The 22,746-nt window shown below is 65.1% G+C and carries 14 protein-coding genes; 10 read left to right on the forward strand and 4 right to left on the reverse strand.

All coding sequences use genetic code 11. The features are described 5' to 3' along the window. Nucleotides 1-33 precede the first annotated feature (33 nt). From AWB65_RS08220 to AWB65_RS08240, 5 genes are read left to right on the forward strand one after another with little or no spacing between them, the layout of a single operon-like run. Entirely contained in the window at nt 34-3,096 is a 3,063-nt protein-coding gene (locus tag AWB65_RS08220; RefSeq protein WP_087666687.1) for a putative baseplate assembly protein, read from the forward strand. Next, a complete protein-coding gene (locus tag AWB65_RS08225; RefSeq protein WP_125474088.1) occupies nt 3,096-4,271 on the forward strand; it encodes a baseplate J/gp47 family protein in 1,176 nt (391 codons plus the stop codon). Before AWB65_RS08220 ends, AWB65_RS08225 begins: the two co-directional genes overlap by 1 nt. Further along, nucleotides 4,264-4,959, forward strand: coding sequence for a phage tail protein (locus AWB65_RS08230; protein WP_087666689.1), 696 nt, complete (start codon nt 4,264-4,266; stop codon nt 4,957-4,959). The genes AWB65_RS08225 and AWB65_RS08230 overlap by 8 nt, the downstream gene beginning before the upstream one ends. Further along, the gene (locus tag AWB65_RS08235; RefSeq protein WP_125474089.1) at nt 4,934-5,944 is read left to right on the forward strand and encodes a hypothetical protein; all 1,011 of its coding nucleotides are present in this window, start codon (nt 4,934-4,936) and stop codon (nt 5,942-5,944) included. The genes AWB65_RS08230 and AWB65_RS08235 overlap by 26 nt, the downstream gene beginning before the upstream one ends. Before the next feature lie 13 nt (nt 5,945-5,957). Beyond that, a complete protein-coding gene (locus AWB65_RS08240) occupies nt 5,958-8,225 on the forward strand; it encodes an ATP-binding protein (RefSeq protein WP_087666691.1) in 2,268 nt (755 codons plus the stop codon). A gap of 54 nt (nt 8,226-8,279) precedes the next feature. Here the strand turns inward: AWB65_RS08240 and AWB65_RS08245 are convergent, their stop codons facing one another. From AWB65_RS08245 to AWB65_RS08255, 3 genes are all read right to left on the reverse strand, one after another. Next, the gene (locus AWB65_RS08245; protein WP_087666692.1) at nt 8,280-8,951 is read right to left on the reverse strand and encodes a glycoside hydrolase family 19 protein; all 672 of its coding nucleotides are present in this window, start codon (nt 8,949-8,951) and stop codon (nt 8,280-8,282) included. 302 nt (nt 8,952-9,253) lie between these two features. Continuing rightward, complete coding sequence (locus tag AWB65_RS08250) at nt 9,254-9,784, reverse strand: hypothetical protein (RefSeq protein WP_087666693.1); 531 nt, start codon at nt 9,782-9,784, stop codon at nt 9,254-9,256. 61 nt (nt 9,785-9,845) lie between these two features. Further along, nucleotides 9,846-10,622 (reverse strand): eCIS core domain-containing protein, encoded by a 777-nt coding sequence (locus AWB65_RS08255; protein WP_087666694.1) that lies wholly within the window; start codon nt 10,620-10,622, stop codon nt 9,846-9,848. A 599-nt stretch (nt 10,623-11,221) separates the two neighbouring features. On the opposite strand from AWB65_RS08255, the gene AWB65_RS08260 reads away from it, so the two are divergent. After that, complete coding sequence (locus tag AWB65_RS08260; RefSeq protein ID WP_087666695.1) at nt 11,222-14,509, forward strand: CHAT domain-containing tetratricopeptide repeat protein; 3,288 nt, start codon at nt 11,222-11,224, stop codon at nt 14,507-14,509. An 89-nt stretch (nt 14,510-14,598) separates the two neighbouring features. Then, complete coding sequence (locus AWB65_RS08265; RefSeq protein ID WP_087666696.1) at nt 14,599-15,186, forward strand: OmpA family protein; 588 nt, start codon at nt 14,599-14,601, stop codon at nt 15,184-15,186. A gap of 32 nt (nt 15,187-15,218) precedes the next feature. Here AWB65_RS08265 and AWB65_RS08270 read toward each other — a convergent pair whose 3' ends face one another. Beyond that, nucleotides 15,219-16,835 (reverse strand): serine/threonine-protein kinase, encoded by a 1,617-nt coding sequence (locus tag AWB65_RS08270; protein ID WP_159907560.1) that lies wholly within the window; start codon nt 16,833-16,835, stop codon nt 15,219-15,221. Between the two features lie 562 nt (nt 16,836-17,397). Here AWB65_RS08270 and AWB65_RS35470 point away from each other — a divergent pair. The 3 genes from AWB65_RS35470 to AWB65_RS08280 all read left to right on the forward strand — a co-directional run bounded on the left by AWB65_RS35470 (nt 17,398) and on the right by AWB65_RS08280 (nt 22,691). Further along, nucleotides 17,398-17,598, forward strand: coding sequence for a hypothetical protein (locus AWB65_RS35470; RefSeq protein WP_125474091.1), 201 nt, complete (start codon nt 17,398-17,400; stop codon nt 17,596-17,598). Between the two features lie 477 nt (nt 17,599-18,075). Then, nucleotides 18,076-19,431: a surface lipoprotein assembly modifier gene (locus AWB65_RS08275; protein ID WP_159907562.1), complete on the forward strand. Its 1,356-nt coding sequence runs from the start codon at nt 18,076-18,078 to the stop codon at nt 19,429-19,431. Between the two features lie 110 nt (nt 19,432-19,541). Continuing rightward, on the forward strand, nt 19,542-22,691 hold the full coding sequence (locus tag AWB65_RS08280; protein ID WP_087666699.1) for a FecR domain-containing protein: 3,150 nt from the start codon (nt 19,542-19,544) through the stop codon (nt 22,689-22,691). Nucleotides 22,692-22,746 lie beyond the last annotated feature (55 nt).

Here is a 22,746-nt window from a genome sequence, read left to right on the forward strand (position 1 = left end):
ACACAGCGGCTGAGCGCCTCGCGAATCGGTGCGGTGCTCGCACGCGAGCTCGAATCGCAGGCGCAAATCGTTGTTCGCGAGCAGGATCGCGATCCGTTGCGCGAGGCGCTCGGACAGGTGTTCGCGCACTACTGCGATGTGCTGACCGATCGGCTCAACCGTGCGCCCGACGCGCATCTCTTCGCATTCACGCAACTGCTCGGCGCGGCCCGCGAGGCTGCCGTGCCGGCTCGCGCGCCGCTCGTCTTCAAGGCCGCGCGCGGCGCTGCGAACGTCCCGGTGCCCGTCGTGCCTCGCTACACCGAGGTGGCGGCGCCGCCTGCCGCGGGCGAGAGCGAGGCGGTCGTGTTTCAGACCGAGGCGGATCTCGAAGTCGTGCGCGCCGACATCACGCGCGCCGTCGCGGTCGATACCGGGCGCCGCCTCGTCGCCGATGCGAACGGCGTGCTTGCCGGGACGGGGCTGCCGCCCGGCGTCGATCCGTTTGCGCATGCCGTGCCGCTGATGCGGGCGATGCTTATCGGCCATCCGACGCTCTGGGCGACGCCCGATCTCATCGGCTTCTCGTTGCAGGCGGATATCGCGCGTCCGGGCGCGCGCGAGCCCGGCACGCAGCTGAGCTGGGGCATCGCCACTGCCGACGGATTCGCCGCGCTCACGCCGTTGCTCGACACGACCAATGGTCTGACCCAAAGTGGCGAAGTGCGCTTTGGTGCGCTGACCGAGGGCGTGAGGGTCACGCCGTTCGCGCTGCACGGCGTGACGAACTGCTGGCTGACGTGCCGCATCGTGCCTGCCGTCGTTCGACCCGCGCCGCAAGCGCCGGCGGCCGATTCTCCCAGCGAGCCGGCAAAAGCAACGGCCACGGCGCCTGCAACGCCCGAAGCACCGTCGGCGTCCGCGCGCACCGCAAGCGCTCCGCTGACCATCGCGGGATTGCGCCTTTTCGCGGACCGCGCGCTCGAAGCGGCGCCTGTCGAAGCCGCGCTGTTCGGCCGCCTGCCGCTCGACGTGACGCGCGATTTCTATCCGTTTGGCGAGCGCCCGCGTTTTGGCGACGTGTTCTACCTGGCGTCGGGCAGCTTCGCGATCGCCAACGCTCGCGCCGTGCTTTCGATCCAGTTGACCAATCCCGCCGGAGTCGCGCCCGATGCCTCGCCCATCCCGCCGGTGAGCCGCGCGGGCGATCCGCGCGTGCAGTGGGAGATGCACACGCGCGCCGGCTGGGTCCCGATCGCGGTCGACGACAAGACGCACGCGCTGACCCGCAATGGCGCCGTCAGCTTCGGTATTCCCGCCGACGTAGAGGCGACCTCGATCGGCGGCGTGACGAGTGGCTGGCTACGCGTGCGGCTGGTGTCGGGAAACTACGTCCCGGAACTGCGCCCGGCCGATCCCGTCGTGATACCCATCGATGCGCCGCCGTCCATCGCCCGGATCCGCGTGTCGATGTCGCTGCACATCGGGCCTGTCCTGCCTGAGCGTGTCGTGATCGAGGACGGACTGGAGGCGCGCCATGTCGTGGTCGCGGCGCTGCCGCAGTTCCCCGCGTTCAGCCCGTTCCAGCCTTATGACACCGAGGGTCGTGCGCTCTACCTGGCGCTCGCGGCCGATCCCGCGCAACTCGCGAAGCGCACGCTGAATGTCTACTTCGCGCTTGCGGCGAACGATGCGCGGCCGGTCTGCCGCGTCGACGAGAGCGCATTCGTGCAGCGCTGGCAGGTGCGCGGGGCGACCCGCTGGCACGATTGCACGGTGATCGACCGCACGGGTGCGCTGATGCATCCGGGCATCGTCAGCGTGACGATCGGCGAGGACGTGGCGCCGTGGACCACCACCGCGCTCGACCCGAACCCGGCGCTGGTCTGGCTGCGTGTCATGCTGGCTGCATCGGTCGCGACGCCGGGAGACGAGGGCGCGCTGGTGCCGGTGGCGGACCCGGACCGCCTGGCGGCGGCAAGGGCGTCGGTACGGCCAGCGGGGTCCGCTCCATGCGACGACAGCGCGTTACTCGCCGTGCGGCTCATTGCGTTGAACGCGGTGAGCGCCATCCAGTCGATCCGGCTCGAGCGTGAGCTGGTCGGTTCCAGCAGCGGCCGGCCGTCGCAGTCGTTCCGGCTCGCGCGCAGTCCAGTGGTCGGCGAGGTGCTGCTTGAAGTGCGCGAAGGGCAAGAGAGCCAGCCGGTCGACCCCCGCGACTGGGTACGCTGGACCTGCGTTGAAGACTTCACCGGCGCGAGCCACGACGCCCGTGTGTTCACCCTCGATCGCACGAGCGGCACGGTGCGCTTCGGCGACGGCCGGCACGGGCGGATCCCGCCGGCGGGCGGCAATAGCGTGCGCGCGAGCTACAACGCGGGCGGCGGAGCGCGCGGCAACCAGCCGGCCTGCACAGTCGCGCAACTGCGCACGACCATTCCGTATATCCAGTCGGCCGCCAATTGCGATGCCGCGACGGGCGGCCAGGATGCCGTCGACAACACGTGGCTTCGCGCAACGGCGCTCGCCCGCATTCGCCATCGCGACCGCGCTGTGTGTGCCGAAGACTATGCCGACCTCGCGCGCCGCGCCTCGCCGCAGGTGGCGCGCGCCATGTGCCGGGGCGCAAGGGACCTGTCGAAGACAGGTGCGTCGAACCAGCCCGAGCAGGGCGTCGTGAGCGTGCTGATCGTGCCGCACAGCGCGGATGCCGAGCCACAGCCCGCGCGGGCGCTGCTCGAACGCGTGAGGAGTTATCTGCTGGCGCGCTGCGCGGCTGGCGTTGAAGTGATCTTGCTCGGTCCCGCGTATCTGCGCGCGAGTGTCGATGCGCAGATCGTGGTGGCGTCCGGCGCGTCTCCGGTGCGCGTCGCCGCCGCATGCGAGGCGCGGGTGAACGCGTTCCTGCATCCTGTCACGGGCAATGCGGGCGGCGAGGGCTGGAGCTTCGGCGAAATCCCGCACGCGTCCGACCTGCTCGCGATGCTGCGCATCGTTGACGGCATCGATCACGTGCGCGGACTGCGGATTTTCTTCGACGCCAGCGAGCCTGACCTGCGCGAGCGCGGCGACTTCCTCGTCTGCGCGGGGCGCCATACGATTCGAGCGAGCGGATGATGACGCAAGCTCCCCATCTCGATGACCGCGATTTCGACGACCTGGTTCGCGAAGGGCTGGCGCTGCTGCCGGTCTACGCGCCCGAGTGGACCGACCACAATCCGTCGGACCCGGGTGTCACGCTGATTGAATTGCTCGCTTATTTCGCGGACATCCTGCTCTATCGCATCGGACGCATCACGCCCGCCGCAAAGCTGCAGTTCCTGCGCCTGCTCAAAGGCTCCCCCGACTACGACTTCAGCCAGCGCTTCGCCGACGCTGCGGGCCAGCCAGCACGCGTCGTCGATCCGATGGACGAACTCGCGCGCGAGATCCGCGAAGCCGTGAGCGAGCTCGCCCATCTGCAATGCGCAGTAACGCCGGGAGATTTCGAGCGTCACGCGCTCGCGGTGATCGAACGCGAACTGCCGGGCCGGCGCGCGCACGCGCACTGCATCGCGAATGCCGACCTGAGCGGAGGAAACCACTCGCGTGAGTCGCTCTCGGCCGCGCGCGGGCACGTAAGCCTTTTGATCGCGCTACCCGACGACCTGCCGCCGCACGAAGCCGCGCGCGTGCGCGACGCCGTACGCGCTGACCTGCTGCCGCGCCGTCTCCTCACGACGCGCCTCGCCGTGCTCGCGCCGCCCGTGCTGCGGGCGGGCATCGGCTTCTCGCTCGCACTCTTGCCCGGCGCGTCGCTGCAACGCGTGCTCGATGATATCCGCGCGGTCTTAGGGCGCCGCTACGCGCTCTTCGGCGCGGATGCCGAAGCCGACGCAGATCTCGATGCCGGCGCCGAGGAACGGATCTTCGGCCGGCCGCTGAACCTCTCGGAAGTCGCCGCGCTGATCGACGATGTGGACGGCGTCGATTATGTAGAGGACTTGACCGTGCGCACGCTCGGCAGCGAGACAGAGGGAGCGGACGCCGAACTCGGTGTGCAGATCGGCGCGAGCTCGACCGTCGGTATCGACGCGCGTCTTGGCGGCATGCATGGCACAGGCGCCGAGCGGCTTGAGCGCGACAGCGCGGGTGCGCTTTCGTCGGTGCTGCTGCGGCCGTGGGAAGTGCTGAGGCTGGAGCTCGTTCCGGACGCGGTGCGGCTGATCGACAGGCCGGCGGCGCTCGTCCTGCGCGGCGGCGCCGTCGAAAACATCGATGGCGCGCCGAATGGAGACGTCGATCATGAATGAGCCCGCCGACCGCATGATGGCGGCGCTGCCCGCCATTTACCGCGCTACCGACGATAGCGGGCAGTTGCGCGCCCTGCTGCGCGGCTTCGAGGCGATGTTGCTCGACAGCGGCGACGCCGCCGAGCCGGCGATCGCGCAAGACATCGACGTCATTCCAGAGCTTTTCTCGCCGCTCGGTGTGAAGCCGTCAGGCGAGCTCGCCACGCCGAACGGTTTGTACCGCATCCAGGCGAACTGGCGTAGCGAGGCGCCCGAGCGTTTTCTCGCCTGGCTCGCGCAGTGGGTCGCGTTCAGCCCTTATCCGCTGTTCCCGCCCGAGCGGCTGCGCAGGATCATCGCCGGCATCGTGCCGCTCTACGGCAGCCGGGGCACGCGCCACTACCTCGAAAAGCTGCTGGCGCTCTGCTTCGACGAAGTGACCGATATCTCGATCGACGAAGAGCCGCTGCACGGATTCCTGATCGGCCGCGCGCGACTTGGAACGGACACTGTACTGGCCGCGGACGAACCGTTCCGGTTTCGGGTGGCAATGGTCGTGCGCGAGCACGGGAAGACCGTGGCGGGCGACTGGGAGGCATTCGAGGACCGCGTGCGCGCGATCGTCGATTTCGCCCGGCCGGCGCATACCGAGTACGAATTGGTGCTACGAAGAGGCACAGGACATGCACAAGAAACTGCTGATCAATAAAAAGCCGGCGTATTACCGCGGCCAGTTGTTGCTCGAGGACGATTTCATCGCCGAGCAGCGTTATCACGCGAACGCACGTTATCGTCACTCGCTGAACCTGCACGGCTGGGGCGTCGTGCGCGGTCTGGAAGTGCGGCACGCGGGCACGAACGAGATTGTCGTGAGCCCGGGTTTCGCCATCGACGGACGCGGCCACGAAATCGAACTCGTGCAGGAGGAGAAGATCGAGGTGCCGTCCAACTCGGCAAACGCGACGCTCATGGCGAGCCTCGTCTACGACGAGGACGATACGCCCGCCGCCGGCGACAGCGAGCGCCGCACCCGCAAGTGCTATGCGGTGCTGGCGCTCACGGTGGGTGTCGCCGAAGCGGCGGTCGTCCTCGCGAGCGTCGAACTGGACGAGCACAGCCATGTCACCGCGCACGGCATCAGGACGACCAACCGGCGCAACCTGAAGACGCCGCTATCGCCGGGCTGCGTCACGGCGCGCGCGCTCGATCCGCACTTGCGGACCGGCTGGCTCAGGATGCCGTTCCGTCCGACCGCCTGGCCGTCCGATGAAGAGGATGCACCACCGCCGTTTCGCGTGGGGCCGACCGAAGCGCGCTCGCATCGCAAGATCAAGGACGAGCCGAACCTGAATGGCGCGGGCGGCACGATGGCGATCTCGCTTGCGCCCGGCGTCACACGCGTGTTGAAGCTGCGCGTCGCCGGTGCGGAGAACGAGGGTCGGCTCAGGGTCGAACTGTATATCGGCGGCTGGGACGCGAAGAACCGCAAGCATGTCGCGAACGTCGTGCTCGATGCGGAAGTGAAGGGCGGACCCTATGACGAGACCTGGGACGTGTCGAAAGGCGACATTCATCTGGAGACCTCCACGCTATCCGTCGCGATCCGTGCCGACGGATACGCGAGGGTGTCCCTCGTCGCCGTGGAAGTGACCTGCGATCCGGCGCTGCTGCAGGTTGCGCCGGTGATCGGCTGAAGCCGGGCACGCGATGGCCAAGGCAAATCGACCTTCCGTCGAGCCATTCGCCGGCTCGCTCGATCATCTGCTCGCGGAGCTGGAGCGGATCGATCTGCTGATCCGTTCGCGGGTCGCCGCATTCCGGGCCTGCCAGCCCGGTGACGAGCAGTTTCGCGGGCTCTATGTCTCCGAGCAGCAGGTCGATGCGCTGCTCGCCGCGCCGCTCGGCAAGCCGGCATGGCTCGGCACCGATGCCACCGACGCCGCCGATGCCAAAGCGCGCGCTTCGCTCGACACGCGCCTCGCCGAACTCGCGCGCCGCAATGCCGAGCGCAAGCGGCTGGCGCTGGAAGCGGGCACCGGTCTGCGGCTCGAACGGCTGCGAAACCTTTTCGGACTGGACGAGACCGACGTCGATGTCCTGCTCGTCTGCCTCGCGGTCGAACTGGACACGCGCTACGAGAAGCTCTATGCATACCTGCAGGACGACGTGACGCGCACGCGTCCGAGCATCGATCTCGTGCTCACGCTGCTCGTGCCGGAGCCGATGCAGCGCATCGCCGAACGCGAGCGCTTCGCAGCGGGCGCCCCGTTGCGCGCGGTCCATCTGCTCGAACTGTTCGACGATCCCGCGCGCGTCTCGCCGCCGTTCATCGGCAAGGCGCTTAAGGCGGACGCGCGGATCGTCGCGTTCCTGCTCGGCTCCGACCGGCTGGACGCGCGGGTCGCGCCGTACGTGGAACTGCACGACGGCGGCCCGAACCTCGGCGCGCTTCTGCTCGACGACGACACGAAGCGGGGCCTGCTCGGCCTTCTGCGCAATGCCGCCGGTGCGGACCGCAAGGATGCGAGCACCGGCGACGCCGCAAACGACATGCGTTTCGTGATGCATCTGCAGGGGCCGCACGGCTCGGGCCGGCGCGCCGTCGCGGGCGCGCTGTGTCATGAACGCCACCAGCCGCTTCTCGCCGTCGATCTCGAACGGCTCGTAGCCGATGGCGGAACGGGGCTCGCCTCCTCGCCGCAATTCGAACTCATCGATCGCGAAGCGCGGCTCGCCGGCGCGGCGCTCTACTGGAACGGCTTCGACACTCTGCTCGCCGCGGGGCGCGAGAGCGAACTCGGCGCGTGCCTGCGGGTTGTGTCCGGCGCGCGCGGGCCGTCGTTTCTCGCTGGCGAGCTGCCGTGGTTCGAAAGCGGCGCACTCGGCGACGCGCGCTTCATCGACGTCCGCCTGCAACGGCCTTCCGTGCCGACGCGCATCGAGCTTTGGCAGAAGGCCGCGGCCGCGCAGAAGGTGGATGCCGTGCAGCTGGATATCGTCGGCGTTGCGACCAAGTTCAGGTTCACGCCCGGTCAGATCGCCGAGTCGATGCATACGGCCGCGAGTCTCGCGGCGTGGCGCGATCCGGAACACGCGCGGATCGCGTCGCAGGACCTGTACGATGCATGCCGCGCGCATTCGAATCGCACGCTCTCGACGCTCGCGCAGAAAATCACGCCACGCTTCAATTGGAACGACATCGTCCTTCCGGCGGACCGCCTCCAGCAGTTGCGCGAGATCTGCAATCACATCAAGTACCGCAACCAGGTCTTCAATCAATGGGGCTTCGACGCGAAGCTGGCGTCGAGCAAGGGACTGTCGTTCCTGTTCGCGGGGCCGTCGGGCACCGGCAAGACGATGGCCGCGGGAATCATCGCGGCCGAACTCGGCCTCGACCTGTACAAGATCGACTTGTCGCTCGTGATCAGCAAGTTCATCGGCGAGACGGAGAAAAATCTCGGCAAGATTTTTGACGAAGCGGAGACCGCGAATTCGATCCTCTTTTTCGACGAAGCCGATTCGTTGTTCGGCAAGCGCAGCGAGGTCAAGGACTCGCACGACCGCTACGCGAATATCGAGGTGGGGTATTTGCTGCAGCGTATCGAGGAATACGAAGGCATCGCGATCCTCGCTACCAACTTTCGCAGGAACATGGACGAAGCGTTCGTCAGGCGCCTGCAATTCACCGTCGATTTTCCGCTGCCGGGCGAGGATGACCGGTTTCGCATGTGGAGCGGCATCCTGCCTCAGGACGCGCCGCGCGATCCCGCGCTCGATCTCGCGCTGATGGCGAAGCGATACACGCTCACGGGCGGAAACATCCGCAACGTGGCCCTCGCGGCCGCGTTCCTCGCAGCCGACGACGGCGACATGATCCGCATGACGCACCTCATCGCCGCGACGCAGCGCGAGTATCAGAAGATGGGCAAGCTCGTCGGCGATCGCGACTTCGAGCACACGCCCGCGTCGTCTTGAACGCCGTTCGGCCGGTAATGCGGTTATGTCCTGAACGGCGTTTCTGAATTGCGTTCAGACGACGGTGCTGCCGCCAGCGACATCCGCGCCGAGAGCGTTGCTCGCCAGCTCGAACGCGTTGTCCCGGCCTTGCTCGCCTTCGTGCGCCGGATTGATCTTCGCCGTGATCTGATGGAAGGCACCGGTGTCCGCCAGCTCGTTGCAGCCGTGCGACTGCCAGAACCAGGCGGCGACCAGCGCGGCAGTGCTGGCGTCGTTGCGCACGCTGTCCGGGTTCGACACGAGGTCTTTGCCGATCGCCCGGCCGGCGGCGTCGAAGTTGCTTTTGAAGGTCAACTGGATGAGGCCCGAACCGCGGTATCGCCAGCCATCGCCGCATGCCGCCGGACCATTGCCGCATTTGTTCTGATAGACGAGGTTCGCGATCTTTTCCTGCCGGTCCGGTGGCACGCAGGTCTCGCCCGGCTGACGGCCGAGCGCATTGCATTGCTGCTGCGTCAGCGACGAGAACACGGCGTCGAGCCGGGCGGCCGCATAGTTGAATCTTTCGGCGACGGGCGGCAGCGGGAAGCCGCCGCTCTCGTAAGCGAGTTGCGCAAGAAAGGCTGCCTGGCGTGCGGGCGTGTTGATCTGAAACCGGTCCATAGCAGCGGACAGAGGGCCGAGCCAGAATGCCGCGCTCGCTTGCTGCGCACCGGTTGCCGCCATGAACGTTGTCTGGTCCATGTGAGTTCTCCGCGTCGAATATCGTCGGGGACAGGCCGCCCGGCAGATGGATCGAGCCGTTCCCGGAAATGGAATGCCGCCGGAAATGTCGTAAGGATGAAGCTGTTTTGATGGGCGGGGTGTCGGGGCTGGCATGACGGCGCGGGATTGCCGCGTGCCGGCCTGTTAAGGTTTTAGCACGTAACAGCCGGCAATTTCGGTTCGGATGCCGACGTATGAGCGGCTCGCCACACTGGACGGCGGAACCCGCCAAGTAAATGTCATCGCGCTTTCACATGCACTGCAAATGCTTGCTGGGCGCCCTAGTGACGCAGCATCACGACGGCCCACGTGAGCACGATCGAACTCAGGATAAGCAGCGCATATTTCACCCAGAAGCTGTACTGATAGCGCCATTTCGTGGGCTGGTTCTCGTCGATGTCGACCCTGACGAGCCGGTGTCCGGTCGTCGCTTTCCTGACGACATGCTCGAGAATCGGAATCTCGGAACGGGCAATCGATTTGACCGTCTCGATGTCGAATACCTTCTTGCCGGCCATACCCGTGAAGAGCGGGATCAGCTTCTTTTCGGTCAGTTCGCTCACCAGGCTGAGCGAGAGTAAAAATGAAACGATCACCGCGAGTTGTATGTTCGGCAACGCCGCGTGCAGGCCATCGCCGATAAAGCGAAACAAGCGTTCCAGTATTGGCGCCACGAACGCATCCATGAACAGGAAAAGCGGAACGACGACAATCGCGGCACAGCAGAAGCACACTCGGGCATAGAGAGTCATGGTGGCGATCTTTTCCCTGGCTTCCTTGTAGATCAGGTCGGTGACTTCGGCGGTGATCATTGCGGTTCCTCTTAGGCGACAGCATCAATGCCGATTGCCGATTGGCCGGTGCGGCTTTCTTCTACTCGTCGGCGTGGGTGTGCTCGGCCCGCTTCGTTCGCAGGACTGGGCTGCTTCCCTGCTGCACCGTGTGCGCAACTTCATGCGCAAGGAGATGCTGACCCTGCGGACTGTGAGGGTCGTATTGCCCCTGATTGAAGTGGATATCACCTCCCGTGGTGTACGCACGCGCGCTGATCGCCTTCGCCGCCTCGACCGATTGCGACCCCGTGTGAATGCGCACGCCGGTGAGATCCGCGTTGAGTGCATCGCCGAACTTCCGTTGCAGCGTGACCGGCAAAGGTTGTCCAGCCGACTTCGACGCAGCATGCACGGCATGCTCCGCATCGGGATGAAGGCCCGCGTCGCTCGCGTCCTGCGACGAGCGGTCGATGCTTCGCCGATGTTCATCGTCCGGCACGGATTGCGCTGTGATTGACGGATCGACGGCACGCTGTGGGGTCGCTTCAGGCATGGTCATCACACGATCGGCGAAGTGTTCCGCCTCCTGTTCGCTGGCGTCCGCCGGGTGGCTGACGTCGAGCTTGGCCTGGATCATGCCCTGGACATGGCGGTTGCCGACCGTGCGCTGCATTTGCAGCAGCGTCTGCGCAGGATCGCGCCAGACTTTCGATGGCGATCTCGCGACTTGATTGCAGAGCGCACAGCGATGCGCGACTACGGGTGTAGCCGCCATCGCCTTTTCCTTGTCTTTGTCCTCTTCCCGCATCTCCGGCTGGCGCGACACGCGTGTGCCCGAGCTGTCAATGTCCGTTGCATATTCGCGTTGGTACGTCACGATGGACCTCCGTCAAACGCCAGACTTCTGCGGGCCCGCGCGGGCTGCTCAAAGCGCTCGCGCAACGCGAAGCGCCGGTGCGCCACGCGAGCGCCTGACGATTCAAGCAAAGGTCACGGCGAACGCCTTGTCAAGCTCATCGACGCCGGTTTGACCGAATAGGCTGGACGTATGGCGCGATTGCTCAAGCAACGCGAGCGGGGGTTTTGCAAACAGCGAAAAAACCTCCGCCAGATTGAAAGCATTCCTGATGCATTGGGTACCGGATCAAACATCGAGTGCGGTTTCGATTTGGCGTGCGAAGTCGATGACTTGGCGGACTGATCGCAGTCGCGCGCCGGAGAATGCATGGCATGCACGTCGATGCTCGTAGATGGCAACGTCGGGATGGAGGCGATCGACGTTGAGCGTAGCGCCTTTACGTCGAAGTGCGGATCGTATTAGAGCCGCGCACCGCCCCCTGACCGCTAGTCACTGCTGCAAGTGTTTACATGGAGTCGAAGTGGTCGATCAATGCGATGCCGAATGCACGGGTCAACGCATCGAGAAGGGTCGGCATGCGAATCATCCGCACGGCCACGACTAAACGGTAAAAGCACATGACGCGGATTCGGGCCAATCACAGCGTGGCCATCGGTCTCTCCATGTTTCTGGCCGTACAGCCAAGTCCGGTCTGCGCGCAGACTCCGGCGCCGTCCCTGACGGGAGCCGCGTCCTCGCCCGCCGGCGGAGAGGCGCTTGATCTCGCCGCGCGGGCCCGTCAGCTCGCGGCGTCGAATCAGATCGAACAGGCCATCTCGCTCGGCGAACGCGCGCTCGTCATGGCACGCTCGCGCTACGCTCCGCGACACGAATACGTCGCGTATATCCTCGATGATCTCGCTACCTGGAATGCCCGGCAGCGGCGCTTCGCCGAGGCGCTGCAGTTGTCCCGGCAGGCGGTGGAAACGATTCGAAGCGCGAAGGGCGCGGAGTCGAGGGACTATGCATGGCTTGTGAACAACCTTGCTTCCATCTATGCCGCGAGCGGTCAGTTTGAGCAGGCCGTGATTTACTACGAGAAGAGCGCCACCATCTTCACCAGGAACGCGGCAACCGATCCTGAACACGCGGCGCAAGTCGCGCGTAATCTCGGTGTCGCGTATCTCGAACTCGCGCGTCCCGACGATGCGGAGACTCAGTTCGCCGCAGCCCTGCGAGCGACACGCGGGCTCCGCGGTGATCAAAGCCCGGCGACGGCACGCGCTTATCTCGATCTGGCAGGCGTACATCTCCGGCAGGAGTCGATCGTAGCCGCGCGTAACGAGGCAAGCGTCGCGCGCCGTATTTTCTCTGCGCAGCAACCCGTGGACGCCGCGAGCCTGGCGTCTGCGGACGTCACGCTCGCGCAGATCGACATTTACGATTCGAGGCTTGACAGCGCCAAGGCGCTGCTGGACCAGGCGTTGAAGACGCTCGATGCGTCCGCATCCGCGGACCCGCTCGCGCGCGCCTCGGTGCTTTACAACATCGGCTGGATCGAGATTTTGCGCCGCGAGGCGATCGAGGCTGAGCATGTCTACACGGAAGTCCTTGCCATCTACCGGCGCGCGTACGCCGATTCGCATCCGGCCGTCGCGCGAGCGCTGCATTGTCTCGCGATCGTCTATCAGGATCTCGGCCAGTTTGACGAGGCAAGACGGCTCTATGAACGCGCTATCGCGGCTTTCACGGCGAGCCTCGGCGACGCGAGCGCAGCGGCGGCTGCGACGCGCGTCGAGTACTCGCTGCTGCTCTCCGAGTCGGGCGACGCCGGCCGCGCGGCCCTGCAGGCTCGTACCGCGCTGTCGACCTACGAGCGTTTGCCCGGCCGCTGGGATGTGCGGCGCGGCTACGCCTATTCGGCGCTGGCCCGCGCCGAGCATCGCGCAGGCGATCTCGCGAACGCCGAGAAGCACTATGCGATGGCGCTCGCGCTGATCGGCACGGTGCGCGGTAGCGAGTCGTCGGATTTACCGCCCGGTCTCACCGATCTAGCGCGCATCCATGTCGCGCAGAAGCGCTACAGCGAGGCCGGCGACGAGCTTGCACGCGCGGTCGGCATTCTTCGCAAGGACGGAGCGACGACGGCCGCCGGGCTCGCCGAAAGCCTGTCCGAGCTCGCGAACCTGCGACTCGCAGAAGGCAATCCGACCGATGCGCTTTCGATATCCCGCGAGGCGGTGCAGATCGCGCGGCAACGGCTCGATGTCGCGCAGCGTGCGCTGTCGTCATCGGCGCTCGGCGAGCAGCGGCTGGCGCGCGGGCTCTTCGAACAGTTCCTCGAAATCGGCTGGGCCAATCATCCGGCACCCGATACCGCGCTCATGCGCGAGATGTTCGAGGTGGCGCAGCTTCCGCATCTGAGCGGCACGGCGGGGGCGGTCAGTCAGATGGCGGCGCGCTTCGCCGCCGGACAAGGGCGGCTGGCAGAGCTCGTGCGCCAGCGCCAGGATGCGGGCGAACGCTGGCAAGCGCTGGATCGTTCAATGATCGAGGAACTGGCCGGGATGCCAGGCGTCGCGTCCGGCCAGGCGCGCGCCCCGGGAAACCGTCAGGCGCTCGCCGAACTCACTCGTTCGATCGAAACCCTCGACGAGACCCTGCGACGCGATTTTCCTCGCTATGCGGAGCTGACGCATCCCCGGCCGGTCGCCGCGAGCGCGGTGCAGGCGCTGCTGAGGCCGCGCGAGGCGTTGCTCTTGCAGGTGACGTCGCCTGAAGCGTCCTATGTGTTTCTCGTCACGTCCCGCTCGCTCGATTTCACCCGCGCAAACCTGAACGCGACGCAACTCAGGCGGACCGTCGATTCGATTCGCGCGGGCCTGAAGCTGGAGGGCGTGAGATTCATGGAGGATTTGCCCGTCTTCGATGTCGCGTCGGCGAATCTGCTGTACCGGCAGCTTCTCGCACCGTTCGGGCAACAACTAGGCCGCACGCAATATCTGGTCGCCGTGGTCGATCGTGCCATGCAGAGCGTGCCGCTCTCCGTTCTTCTCGCGACGCCGGCCAGCGAGCCGCCCAAAATATTTTCCGATTACAGCAAGCTTGATTTCCTGAGCCGCCATCTCTCGTATTCGATCGATCCCTCGGTCAGCGCATTCACCGCGCTGCGCGCGGTCACGCTGCAATCGGGCGCGAGCAGGCCGTTCATCGGCTTCGGCGATCCGGTGCTGACCGGGGACGGCAAGCCCAGGCGCGCGGCGTTGCCCAATGCATTCGCCGGCGGAGTCGATCCTGAACTGCTGCGCACCCAACTCAAGCCGCTCCACGAAACGCGCGACGAACTGACGAGCGTCGCCCATGCGCTCAAAGCGAGTGACCGCGACCTGTTTTTCGGCGCGGATGCGAGCAAGCCGAGGGTGATGGGCGCCGATCTCGCTTCATATCGGATCGTCCAGTTCGCCACGCACGCGCTCTCCGCGGGAAGCTTTGGACTGGCCGAGCCCGCGCTCGTGCTGACGCCGCCAAAGAAGGCGACCGCCGCCGACAACGGCCTGCTCGCGGCAAGCGACATCGCGACCTTGCGGCTCGACGCCGACTGGGTCGTTCTGTCGGCCTGCAATACGGCGGCGCCCGAAGGTCGCGATGGTGCGGAAGGACTGTCGGGGCTCGCCAAGGCGTTCTTCTATGCAGGCGGCCGGGCGCTGCTCGTAAGCCACTGGACGGTCGAGTCCCGTTCGACCGCGGTCCTGATGGTCGGCACGATGCGCGCGCTGGCCGACCATCCGGAGATCGGACGGGCGGAGGCACTGCGTCGCGCGATGCTGTCGATGCTCGATGGTGAGAGCAAGCCGGCGTTCGCGCATCCCGTGTTCTGGGGCGCGTTCGTCAACGTGGGAGAGGGCGCGCAGACCGCGTCGCCTTGATGAAATGCTTCAAAAGGTCCGTGTTCCGCGCGTGGCAGCGTCCGGAAAGCGGCTTGCGTGATCAATACCGATGATGAAGAGGTGATCCGATGGCTTCTGTTTCCTGTCTCATGCGCGTTGTCGTGATGGCTTGCGGCGCTTCTATCGTCCTCGCGACGGAACTCGTCTCTGCGCAAGCCGTGTTCGACGAACGCAATACGAGCGCGGATCAGCTTAGAAAAGCGCTCACGCCCGTGGCGCCGGCGACCACGCGCGGGGAGCCGATCACCGTGCGCGGCTTCGATCCTTTGACGCCCGACGCGGCGGCGCCCGTGCAGCAGGGAACGACGGGCCACACGGGGGGCGCGTCGTTGCTGATTTCGTTCACGAGCAACTCGACGAACCTCACGCCGGCCGCGAAGGCGGCGCTCGACCAGTTGGGGAAGGCGTTGCGCTCCGAGCAACTGGCTGCGTACCGTTTCCAGGTCGAAGGGCACGCCGATCCGCGCGGCCCGTCCGATGTGAACATGCGCCTGTCTACGGAACGCGCCCAGGCAGTCGTGCAATACCTGTCGAGCGTGGGCGGCGTGGCGCCGGAGCGCCTGACGGCGGTCGGCAGGGGCTCGACGCAGCCGATGAATCGCCACAACCCGGCCGCGCCGGAAAACCGGCGCGTGACCATCATTACCGTGCAGTGAAGCGTGCAGCGCCGGGCCGCGACCGGCTCGACTCACTCGTGATAGGCGACGGAGTCGATCTGGAACATGGCGGCGCCAAAGGAATTGGGACAGTCCGCGCCGGGCGCGCAATGCGGCGTTCCGGCGAACGGGGAATAGCGCTCCGTGCGACGCGCGGCCGTTTCGCGTTGAACGACGGGCGAAATCTTCGCGAACGGAGCTTGCCTGCTGAGGCCGGCGTCGCTGAAGTCGCGCGGTGAAGCGGAGACGATCACGAGAAACCGGTTCGGACCGACCGGCGCGGAGGCCACCATCGGCCAGTTGGAGCGAGGAAGGAACAGCGTTTCGCCGGCCGAGACGCGGTTGTTTTCGTCGCGCTCGTTGGGAAACAGCATCGTGTATTGGTCGGTCGGGTCCGTCATGAAGACGTAGACGAAGCCGCTGCGGCTCGTCGTGACGGCGAACGTGAGCTTGTCCCGGCCGATGCGCGCGCTCGAGGCGGACTGCACGGTGACGTGCTGCGACGCGTCGGCGAGTTGGACGATGCGTGCCATTTCGCCCGCCGGTGTGTAGGGCGGCGGCGGGGGTGGGGGCGGGGGCGGCTTCTGGAGCGGCGGCTTCAGCAAGTGCCAGCCCGCACCGCCGCCGAGCGCCACGACACCGAGCACCGCTGCGGCGATGTAAAGACGCTGCCGGTCGGGTCGTGACGCCGGTTCGGGTTCGACCGGCGGCGGGGTGGGATGGCCGTTGCCCGCATCGATATGGGTCCCCAGTTCCGCGGCGAATTCAGCGATGCTTTGCGGCCGGTGTTCGGGCCGCACGGCGAGTGCGTGGTCGATCGCTTGCAGAAAGCGTGCCGAATAGCGGCCGCTTGCGACGACCGCGAGCGGCTCATACATGTCCTCCATCGTGCGGCTGATCGAAGCAGGAGGCGCCGTCCCCGTGATCGCGAAATACACGACGGCCGCAAGCGCGTAGACATCCGTCCACGGGCCTTGCGTCATTGAACGCTCCAGGCCGTATTGCTCGACCGGCGCATATCCGGTCTTGTAGATCACAGTGGGCGCATGGCTCATCGTGCCGATGATGCGCCGCGCCGCGCCCAGATCGAGAAGCACCGGCCGCTCGGGGTCGCTGGCGATCATGATGTTGTCCGGCGAGACGTCGCGGTGATAGCACTGTGCGCGATGCAACACGCCGAGCGCCTCCATCAGCGGCCGGAGCATTGCGCGGAGCCAGTTTTCGTCGGGCGGCGTGCCTTTCGCGCGAATCGTGTCCCAGAGCGTCATGCCCTCGTAGTACGGCATCGCCATGTACGCCGTGCCGTTCGCTTCCCAGACACGAAGCACCCGGACGATCGACTCGTGATCGAACTGCGCGAGCAGCCGCGCCTCTTCAAGGAACTTGCGCTTGGCCTCGACGAATATTTCCTCGTGCCTGTTCGAGCGCACCAGCACGTCGGTGCGGCCCGAACGGCAGGCGAGCGTGGCGGGCATGAATTCCTTGATCGCGACCTGACGATGCAGCAGCGTATCGTAAGCCAGGTAGACGATGCCGAATCCGCCCTCGCCAATCAGCCGGATCAAGTCGAATTCCGCGAGCCGCGAACCGGGCGCGAGCGCGAGCGTGCGTTCGCCGAACGTTCCGGCTGATTCATCGATACGAGTCATCGCGTGGCACTCCGTGAGAATCCGGCAGTCCGTGCGGCGCGCCGCACGTGGCTCGATGCGCCGGTCCGAGCCGGAAAGCCGGCGCGGCCGGTCCGGTTCCCGCATGCGAAGCGCGATTGCGCGGCCATGCGATCCGATCTCGATCGAATGCTTGCCCCGTGGCGTGCGGTGGATGCTTTTTTCAGCAGGGTCGAGCCTGAGGTCGTGCGGCAAAAAGGTGGGCTTCAGTTCAAGTGTATTGGGCGAAGTTTGAACTTACAATCCCCATCGAAGAGGGGGGCTTGCGGGGCGCGAGGGGCGCGGTCCTGATCGATTCACCCAATCGGACGATCGCTCGATGTCGGTTGAAGCGCCGGCATGCTAAGCGCACCAGACGCTAAGCATCACCTATCGAAAACGTGACAACATCAGAGGGGTTCGAACACAAGCTCGGGGTTCTCAAAGGGCGATTTCAACCTGAGCGCAAGATTGTCATAACGCTGTGCGTCCCTGCCGCTCTAAGCTGGAGTTCAAGCCCGCGCTAGGCGGACTGACTGGCCTTTCAACGCAAAGGAGATACAACATGAGCGACGTGAACACGGGTGACACGGATTCGGATTCTTTTCCTGCCTGTTTCCGCAATAAGTTCAGCGGTCTATATAAAACCTTCAACAAGGGAGACCTGGCTTTTCCGACCAATGAATGGGTTCGCATTCACGCTGGTACTTGCGAATGTGAAGGAAAAACGGGCGACGACTGCCAGGAACCCGGCGATCCCGGTTGATCGCGCATTCAGATGCCCTTCCAGACTCTGCGCCAGCCGTTCATTTGCAAATGGGGCGAAGAATCAAGCATGCGCAAGCGTCTGGCTGTGCGTCTTCATTCAGCGTCCGATCGTTCGTATTGTCGTGTGCGACGAAATCCGGCGCCACTGCGACAGTCACGCGGGAGGTTGATGTCTGAGCGCGTTCAATCCTGTTGCTGTCTGGAGGAACGATATTTATTATTTCCGCATATAGAGCGCGACGTAGTGTGCGAATAATTTACCTAAAAATGTGCACGGTTTTTTTGCCCTTTATTTTGCAACCGACTGCATTTGTTTTCGCGCGCTTCACGCTGCACAGACCCGGCTTTCGCAAGGGACTCAAAATGAGCAATAAGAACCGACACGTTGCCGGGTAATATGCAAAGCTCTGCTTCCGGACGTGTGCAACGGCCTGCACCTCAAAAGCGCAGCGCATCGGTACGAATGGCCTGTCACTTGAAGTTTGCCGCGGAGAGAGTGATCCCGCTTGCGTTCGTCGCCACGGGCACCACGGCTGCGGCGCAGGAGATCGCGCCCGTCGTGTCGCCCGAGCCAGGAAGCCGTGAATCGCCGCAATATCGCGCCGCCTTCGAAGCGATGATGGCCGATCCCACCAACTCGGAGCGTTCGTTCGAGTTCGCGAGGGTGGCAGCATCGGAGGGTGACTTGCGAGGTTCGATCGCCGCGCTCGAGCGCATCCTCAAGATCAACCCCGGCCTGTCGAACATTCGCCTGCAATTGGGCGAACTATACCTGCGCGCGGGCGCGACGGACCTCGCGGCCGTCTATCTGCGACAGGCACTCCTCGCGCCCGACGTCCCTGGCCCCTTGCGTCAGCGCGCGCAGTCGCTGCTGGGTCAGGCCGAGCGCGCGCAGCGCAAGCATTTCTTCACCGGATCGATCTACGCCGGCGGGCGCTACGACAGCAATGCGAACGCCGGTCCGTCGTCGCGCGAAGTCAGGGTGCTCGGGCAGCAAGGTCTGCTCGACGAGCAGGCACTCGGTCACAGCGACTGGTCCGCGGAAGTGGGCGGCACGCTCAACTACACGTATGCGTTCGACAGTCAGGCCGGCAACGACCTCGAAGCCAACTTCACGACGTATAACCGCCGTTATAAAGACACGCACCTGCTGAATCTGAACAGCTTCGGGACGGACATCGGGCCGCGCTTTTACATCGGCGGGGTATTGGACCCGAGTTGGTCGGTTCGACCGTTCGTGTCCGCGACCTATCTGCTGTTGAACAGCCGCGACTATCTGGGCGGATACGGCGCAGGCGTGAATCTGCGCAAGATCTTCGCGACGGCGTCGTATTTCGACGTGACGCTCGAAACCAGCGATCAGCATTTTTTCAACCAGGGCGCGTTTCCGACCAACTCGAATCGCTCGGGGATGTACACCGAACTGCGCGGCAGCGTGAGCTACCAGGTGCTTCCCGCGACGCGGCTCTTCAGCGGACTGAGTCTCGCGCAGCGCAACTCGGAGGCCGGCTTCGAATCGTTCAAGGAGATCGGCTTCGGGGCGGGCGTGACGCAAACGTATCCCGCGCCGTTCCACTGGACCGAGTATTCGTGGAGCACGTCGCTTTATGCGGGCGTGCGCCGGAGCGTCTACAACGAAGCCGACCCGGCCGTCGATCCGACGGTCAAGCGCCAGGACAACCGGTTCGACATCGTCCTCTCGAACAACGTGCGCATCACGCAGACGCTCACACTGACAGCGGTCGTGCAGTACTCGAACACCAATTCCACGCTGCCGAATTTCAAGTATCACGACACGAGTGCCAGCCTCGGGCTCGCGTGGAGCTTTTAGGCGAACCATTCCGCTTCGATTCGAAGCGCCGCACGACAGCGCAACGGCCAGCGCGTGCGTTCTGTGGTTTCACCCCTGGCCGTCGATCACCGTAGCAGGAGCAAACGATCATGACCAGATTGATGGCAAGGATCAATGCGATGCCGGCAATGATGGTGGGCCTGATGATGGCGGCGCCGCTGGCGCAGGCCAGTGTCGAAGGCGTGACGCTGAGTTTTTCGCCCGGCAACGGACTCAAACCGCGGGTCGAGGTTAAACGAGGCGTGGTGGCCGCCGGTCAGCGGTATGCGACCGGTGCATCGGAGATCCGGGAAGTGCTGTTCCCCGACGGGACATCGGTCACGCTTGCGCCTAACACCGAACTCGAGATCGATGCATTCGATTATCCGGACACGGGTAGCGGACAACTGGCGCTGCGGTTGGGAAAAGGACTCGTGCGGATCGCGGGCGGCAGATTCAGTGAGGCCAAGCCTATCGTGGTCAGGACGACGGCAGGAGAGGTCAGGCTGGACGCGGCATCGGCGGTCGTCGAGGTGACTGCCGAAGGGCGGACGCGCGCGAGCCTGCTGGTCGGGCGGGACGTCGAGATGGTGAGCGGCGGGCAGACGCAGCGCATCGAGCGGCCGGGCTTCGAGCTGGTTTCGCTGACGGGGCAGGCGCCGCCCGCTGGGCCGTCGCGGGAAGCGGAAGGCGTGGCGGCTGCCGATGCGTTCGATTTGGGAACCGCGCAGTTGTCGGGGCTGACGAAGGACGAGGAGGATCAGCTTGGGCGGGCGGGGCTGTCGCAGATCGCGGCGGCGGGGGCGGCAACGCTGGCACTGGCGACGGAAGACAAGCCGTCGGGAAGTCTGTCGATAGAGACACCACCGCCAGCACCGCCAGCACCGCCAGCACCGCCTACGGGCGGGTTCGTGGAGATTGGCTCAACAGCCGGAGGAAAAGGATCGGAGGGATTTGGCCCGGGCAAGTTCCTCGTCGCCGGGTATAGACCGGATGATCAGCCATCGGAATCGAACGGCGACCTGCGTTCGCTTGCCCAGAGTCGCGGAAATGCGACGGTCAACGGTGGCACTTTCGACGAGCCTGTCAGGGGGCGCGTGCCGACGACGAATCGTTTGTTTATCTCCAGCGAACCTTATACTCAGAGCATCGGCATGCCCACACTCGTATCCGACAAGTTCGACGGAGCTTTGCTCGCACTAACACCGCCCGATGCGCAATTGCAATATATCTTCCGGCAGGAAAATAATCCCGGCCCAGGCGATCAAGGCTTCCCGGGGATTCAATTGGACGGGATCAACCAGCGGCTCGGTTTCGGAACCGATCATGTCTTGTCGGGTTTCAATTTTGATACCTCGCCACCGTTTCTGTTCAACAAGGGCATCATCCCCTGGCCTCAGCCCGGCGTGTTGGGCGTCTCCTACGACGTAGCAGAAACGGTTGCCACCGTCCTGAACCCGACCCGTCCCGGCAGTGGCTCCATCTTTGGGACTGCGTCGCACTGGGAGATCCTGCAGGCGGGGTTCAAGATGGACACGCGAAAAACCGCTCCCTCGGCGCCTGATGATCCTCTCGGCAAAGTAGAGGCTGAGACCATGATTCGCGCCGCCGACAACTTCCTTCTGGTGGAGGTCAGACCGGGCAGGCTCAACAGCGCCAACGCTCCAGAACTTGACCCTGCGAGAGGGGAGCGCTTTCTGTTCGCGACCGGCAACGTCGATGCCGGTCGCCTGATTCCATCGACCGAACAGAATCCCGGCGAGGTGAATTACGCATTCAAACCCACGTTCGCCGTCGACCGCTTCTTCTTGTCCGCCGGCCTTGAGAATTTCGATCAGAAAAAGGATCCGGGCAGGACGGTCGCATCCAATATTCGCGCGTTCCTGCGCCAGCCCACCGCAGTGGGCCAGACATTGAGCGACACCGGTTTTTACGTCGTGAATGCCGGCCCCGGTTCGCCGCAAGCGCGGAACAGTGTGCTACATGCGGACTTTGGGCAGCAAGGCGACCGTGGCAATCAGCAATCGACCATCTCGGTCACCGTGGGCGATGTCAAATACGAACTGAGGCACTGCGACAGTTGCGCCGCTGCCGCCGTGCCGGGGCAGTCGGTCATGGCGAACTCGGTCATTGCAAGCATAAGCGGCCGCACCATAGGCTCGTCGCGCGGCAATGTCAGGCCGGGCCAGTTCGGCACCGTCGCGATTTCGAGCCCGCTCATGAGCACGGCGTTCGGGGGCGGTAATCCTGCAATGCCTAATCGCGATGGTTACGCCGGCTATTTCATCCTTGAAAACTACACGCCGCCGACGGATCAGGACGTTACAAATCATCTGAACGGCGGTAGCGAACACGCCCTCGGCAGCAACACGACCGACGACGTACAGTACGCGGTTCTTCGTCTCGCCACCGCTACGGGACAGGTGCCCGTCAACACGCGCAGCGGCGCGATCCTGACCGGCTGGGCCGGCGGTCTCGCCGAGAAGGAAAACGGCCCCGGCGCCGCGCTCACGATCAACCCGATCGGCAGCGGCACCAGCCCGAACAATTTCGTCATCCAGACCGATGCCAGCGACAACCGCCTGCAGGTCGACCTGCTTCTATCGGGCCACGCGCCGATGACGCTCGGCGGTCCCAACAACCCGTCCGCGATGATCGACGACAACCGCTTCGCCGCCGCCAACGGTTCGGTCGCGATGGTCAACGCGAACCTGTTGCGCGATGGCGCGGGCAACCTGCCTGCATCGCTGAACCTGCCCAACGGCCACCCGATCCCCAACTACCAGTATCTGCAGTGGGGCTTCCTGCTTGGCGACACCGCAGGCACGGCGGGCGTCGACCTGGAACATCTGCATATGGGCACATGGATAGCCGGCCGTGCCGCCGACCAGTTGCCGACGACGGGAAGCGCGACCTATAGCGGACACGCAATCGGCAACGTCGCGAGCGGCGGTGCGCTCTACACAGCGGTCGGCTCCTACGACAACACCTGGAATTTCGCGCAGCGCAATGGCACCGTGAACATGAACTTTGACGGTGCGCAATATAACGGCACCACGCAACTCACGAGTGGCGCCAACTTCCAGGGCACGATGTCAGCGGCGAGCAGGGCGGCAGGTGTGATCGGCAATTTCGTGCAGGCGCCCGGCGGCACCCCGGCCGGCGTTCCGCCGCCGGCGGTAGCGGGACGCTTCGTAATTCAGGAGACCGCGGGCAACCCGTACCGGGCATCGGGGACGTTCGGTGCCGAGCGTCGCTGAAGGTTGTTCGGCCGCGACCTGGAGCGGTCAATGCTGATCGGTGGCTGATCGAGCC

It is taken from the genome of Caballeronia humi, from assembly GCF_001544475.1.
Classification (GTDB): domain Bacteria; phylum Pseudomonadota; class Gammaproteobacteria; order Burkholderiales; family Burkholderiaceae; genus Caballeronia; species Caballeronia humi.

Coding starts and splice junctions, on each gene's coding strand:
- AWB65_RS08225 (WP_125474088.1), top strand. CDS start 3,096: ATGACGCAAGCTCCCCATCTCGATGACCGCGATTTCGACGACCTGGTT.
- AWB65_RS08230 (WP_087666689.1), top strand. CDS start 4,264: ATGAATGAGCCCGCCGACCGCATGATGGCGGCGCTGCCCGCCATTTAC.
- AWB65_RS08235 (WP_125474089.1), top strand. CDS start 4,934: ATGCACAAGAAACTGCTGATCAATAAAAAGCCGGCGTATTACCGCGGC.
- AWB65_RS08240 (WP_087666691.1), top strand. CDS start 5,958: ATGGCCAAGGCAAATCGACCTTCCGTCGAGCCATTCGCCGGCTCGCTC.
- AWB65_RS08245 (WP_087666692.1), bottom strand. CDS start 8,951: ATGGACCAGACAACGTTCATGGCGGCAACCGGTGCGCAGCAAGCGAGC.
- AWB65_RS08250 (WP_087666693.1), bottom strand. CDS start 9,784: ATGATCACCGCCGAAGTCACCGACCTGATCTACAAGGAAGCCAGGGAA.
- AWB65_RS08260 (WP_087666695.1), top strand. CDS start 11,222: ATGACGCGGATTCGGGCCAATCACAGCGTGGCCATCGGTCTCTCCATG.
- AWB65_RS08265 (WP_087666696.1), top strand. CDS start 14,599: ATGGCTTCTGTTTCCTGTCTCATGCGCGTTGTCGTGATGGCTTGCGGC.
- AWB65_RS08270 (WP_159907560.1), bottom strand. CDS start 16,835: ATGACTCGTATCGATGAATCAGCCGGAACGTTCGGCGAACGCACGCTC.
- AWB65_RS35470 (WP_125474091.1), top strand. CDS start 17,398: ATGAGCGACGTGAACACGGGTGACACGGATTCGGATTCTTTTCCTGCC.
- AWB65_RS08280 (WP_087666699.1), top strand. CDS start 19,542: ATGACCAGATTGATGGCAAGGATCAATGCGATGCCGGCAATGATGGTG.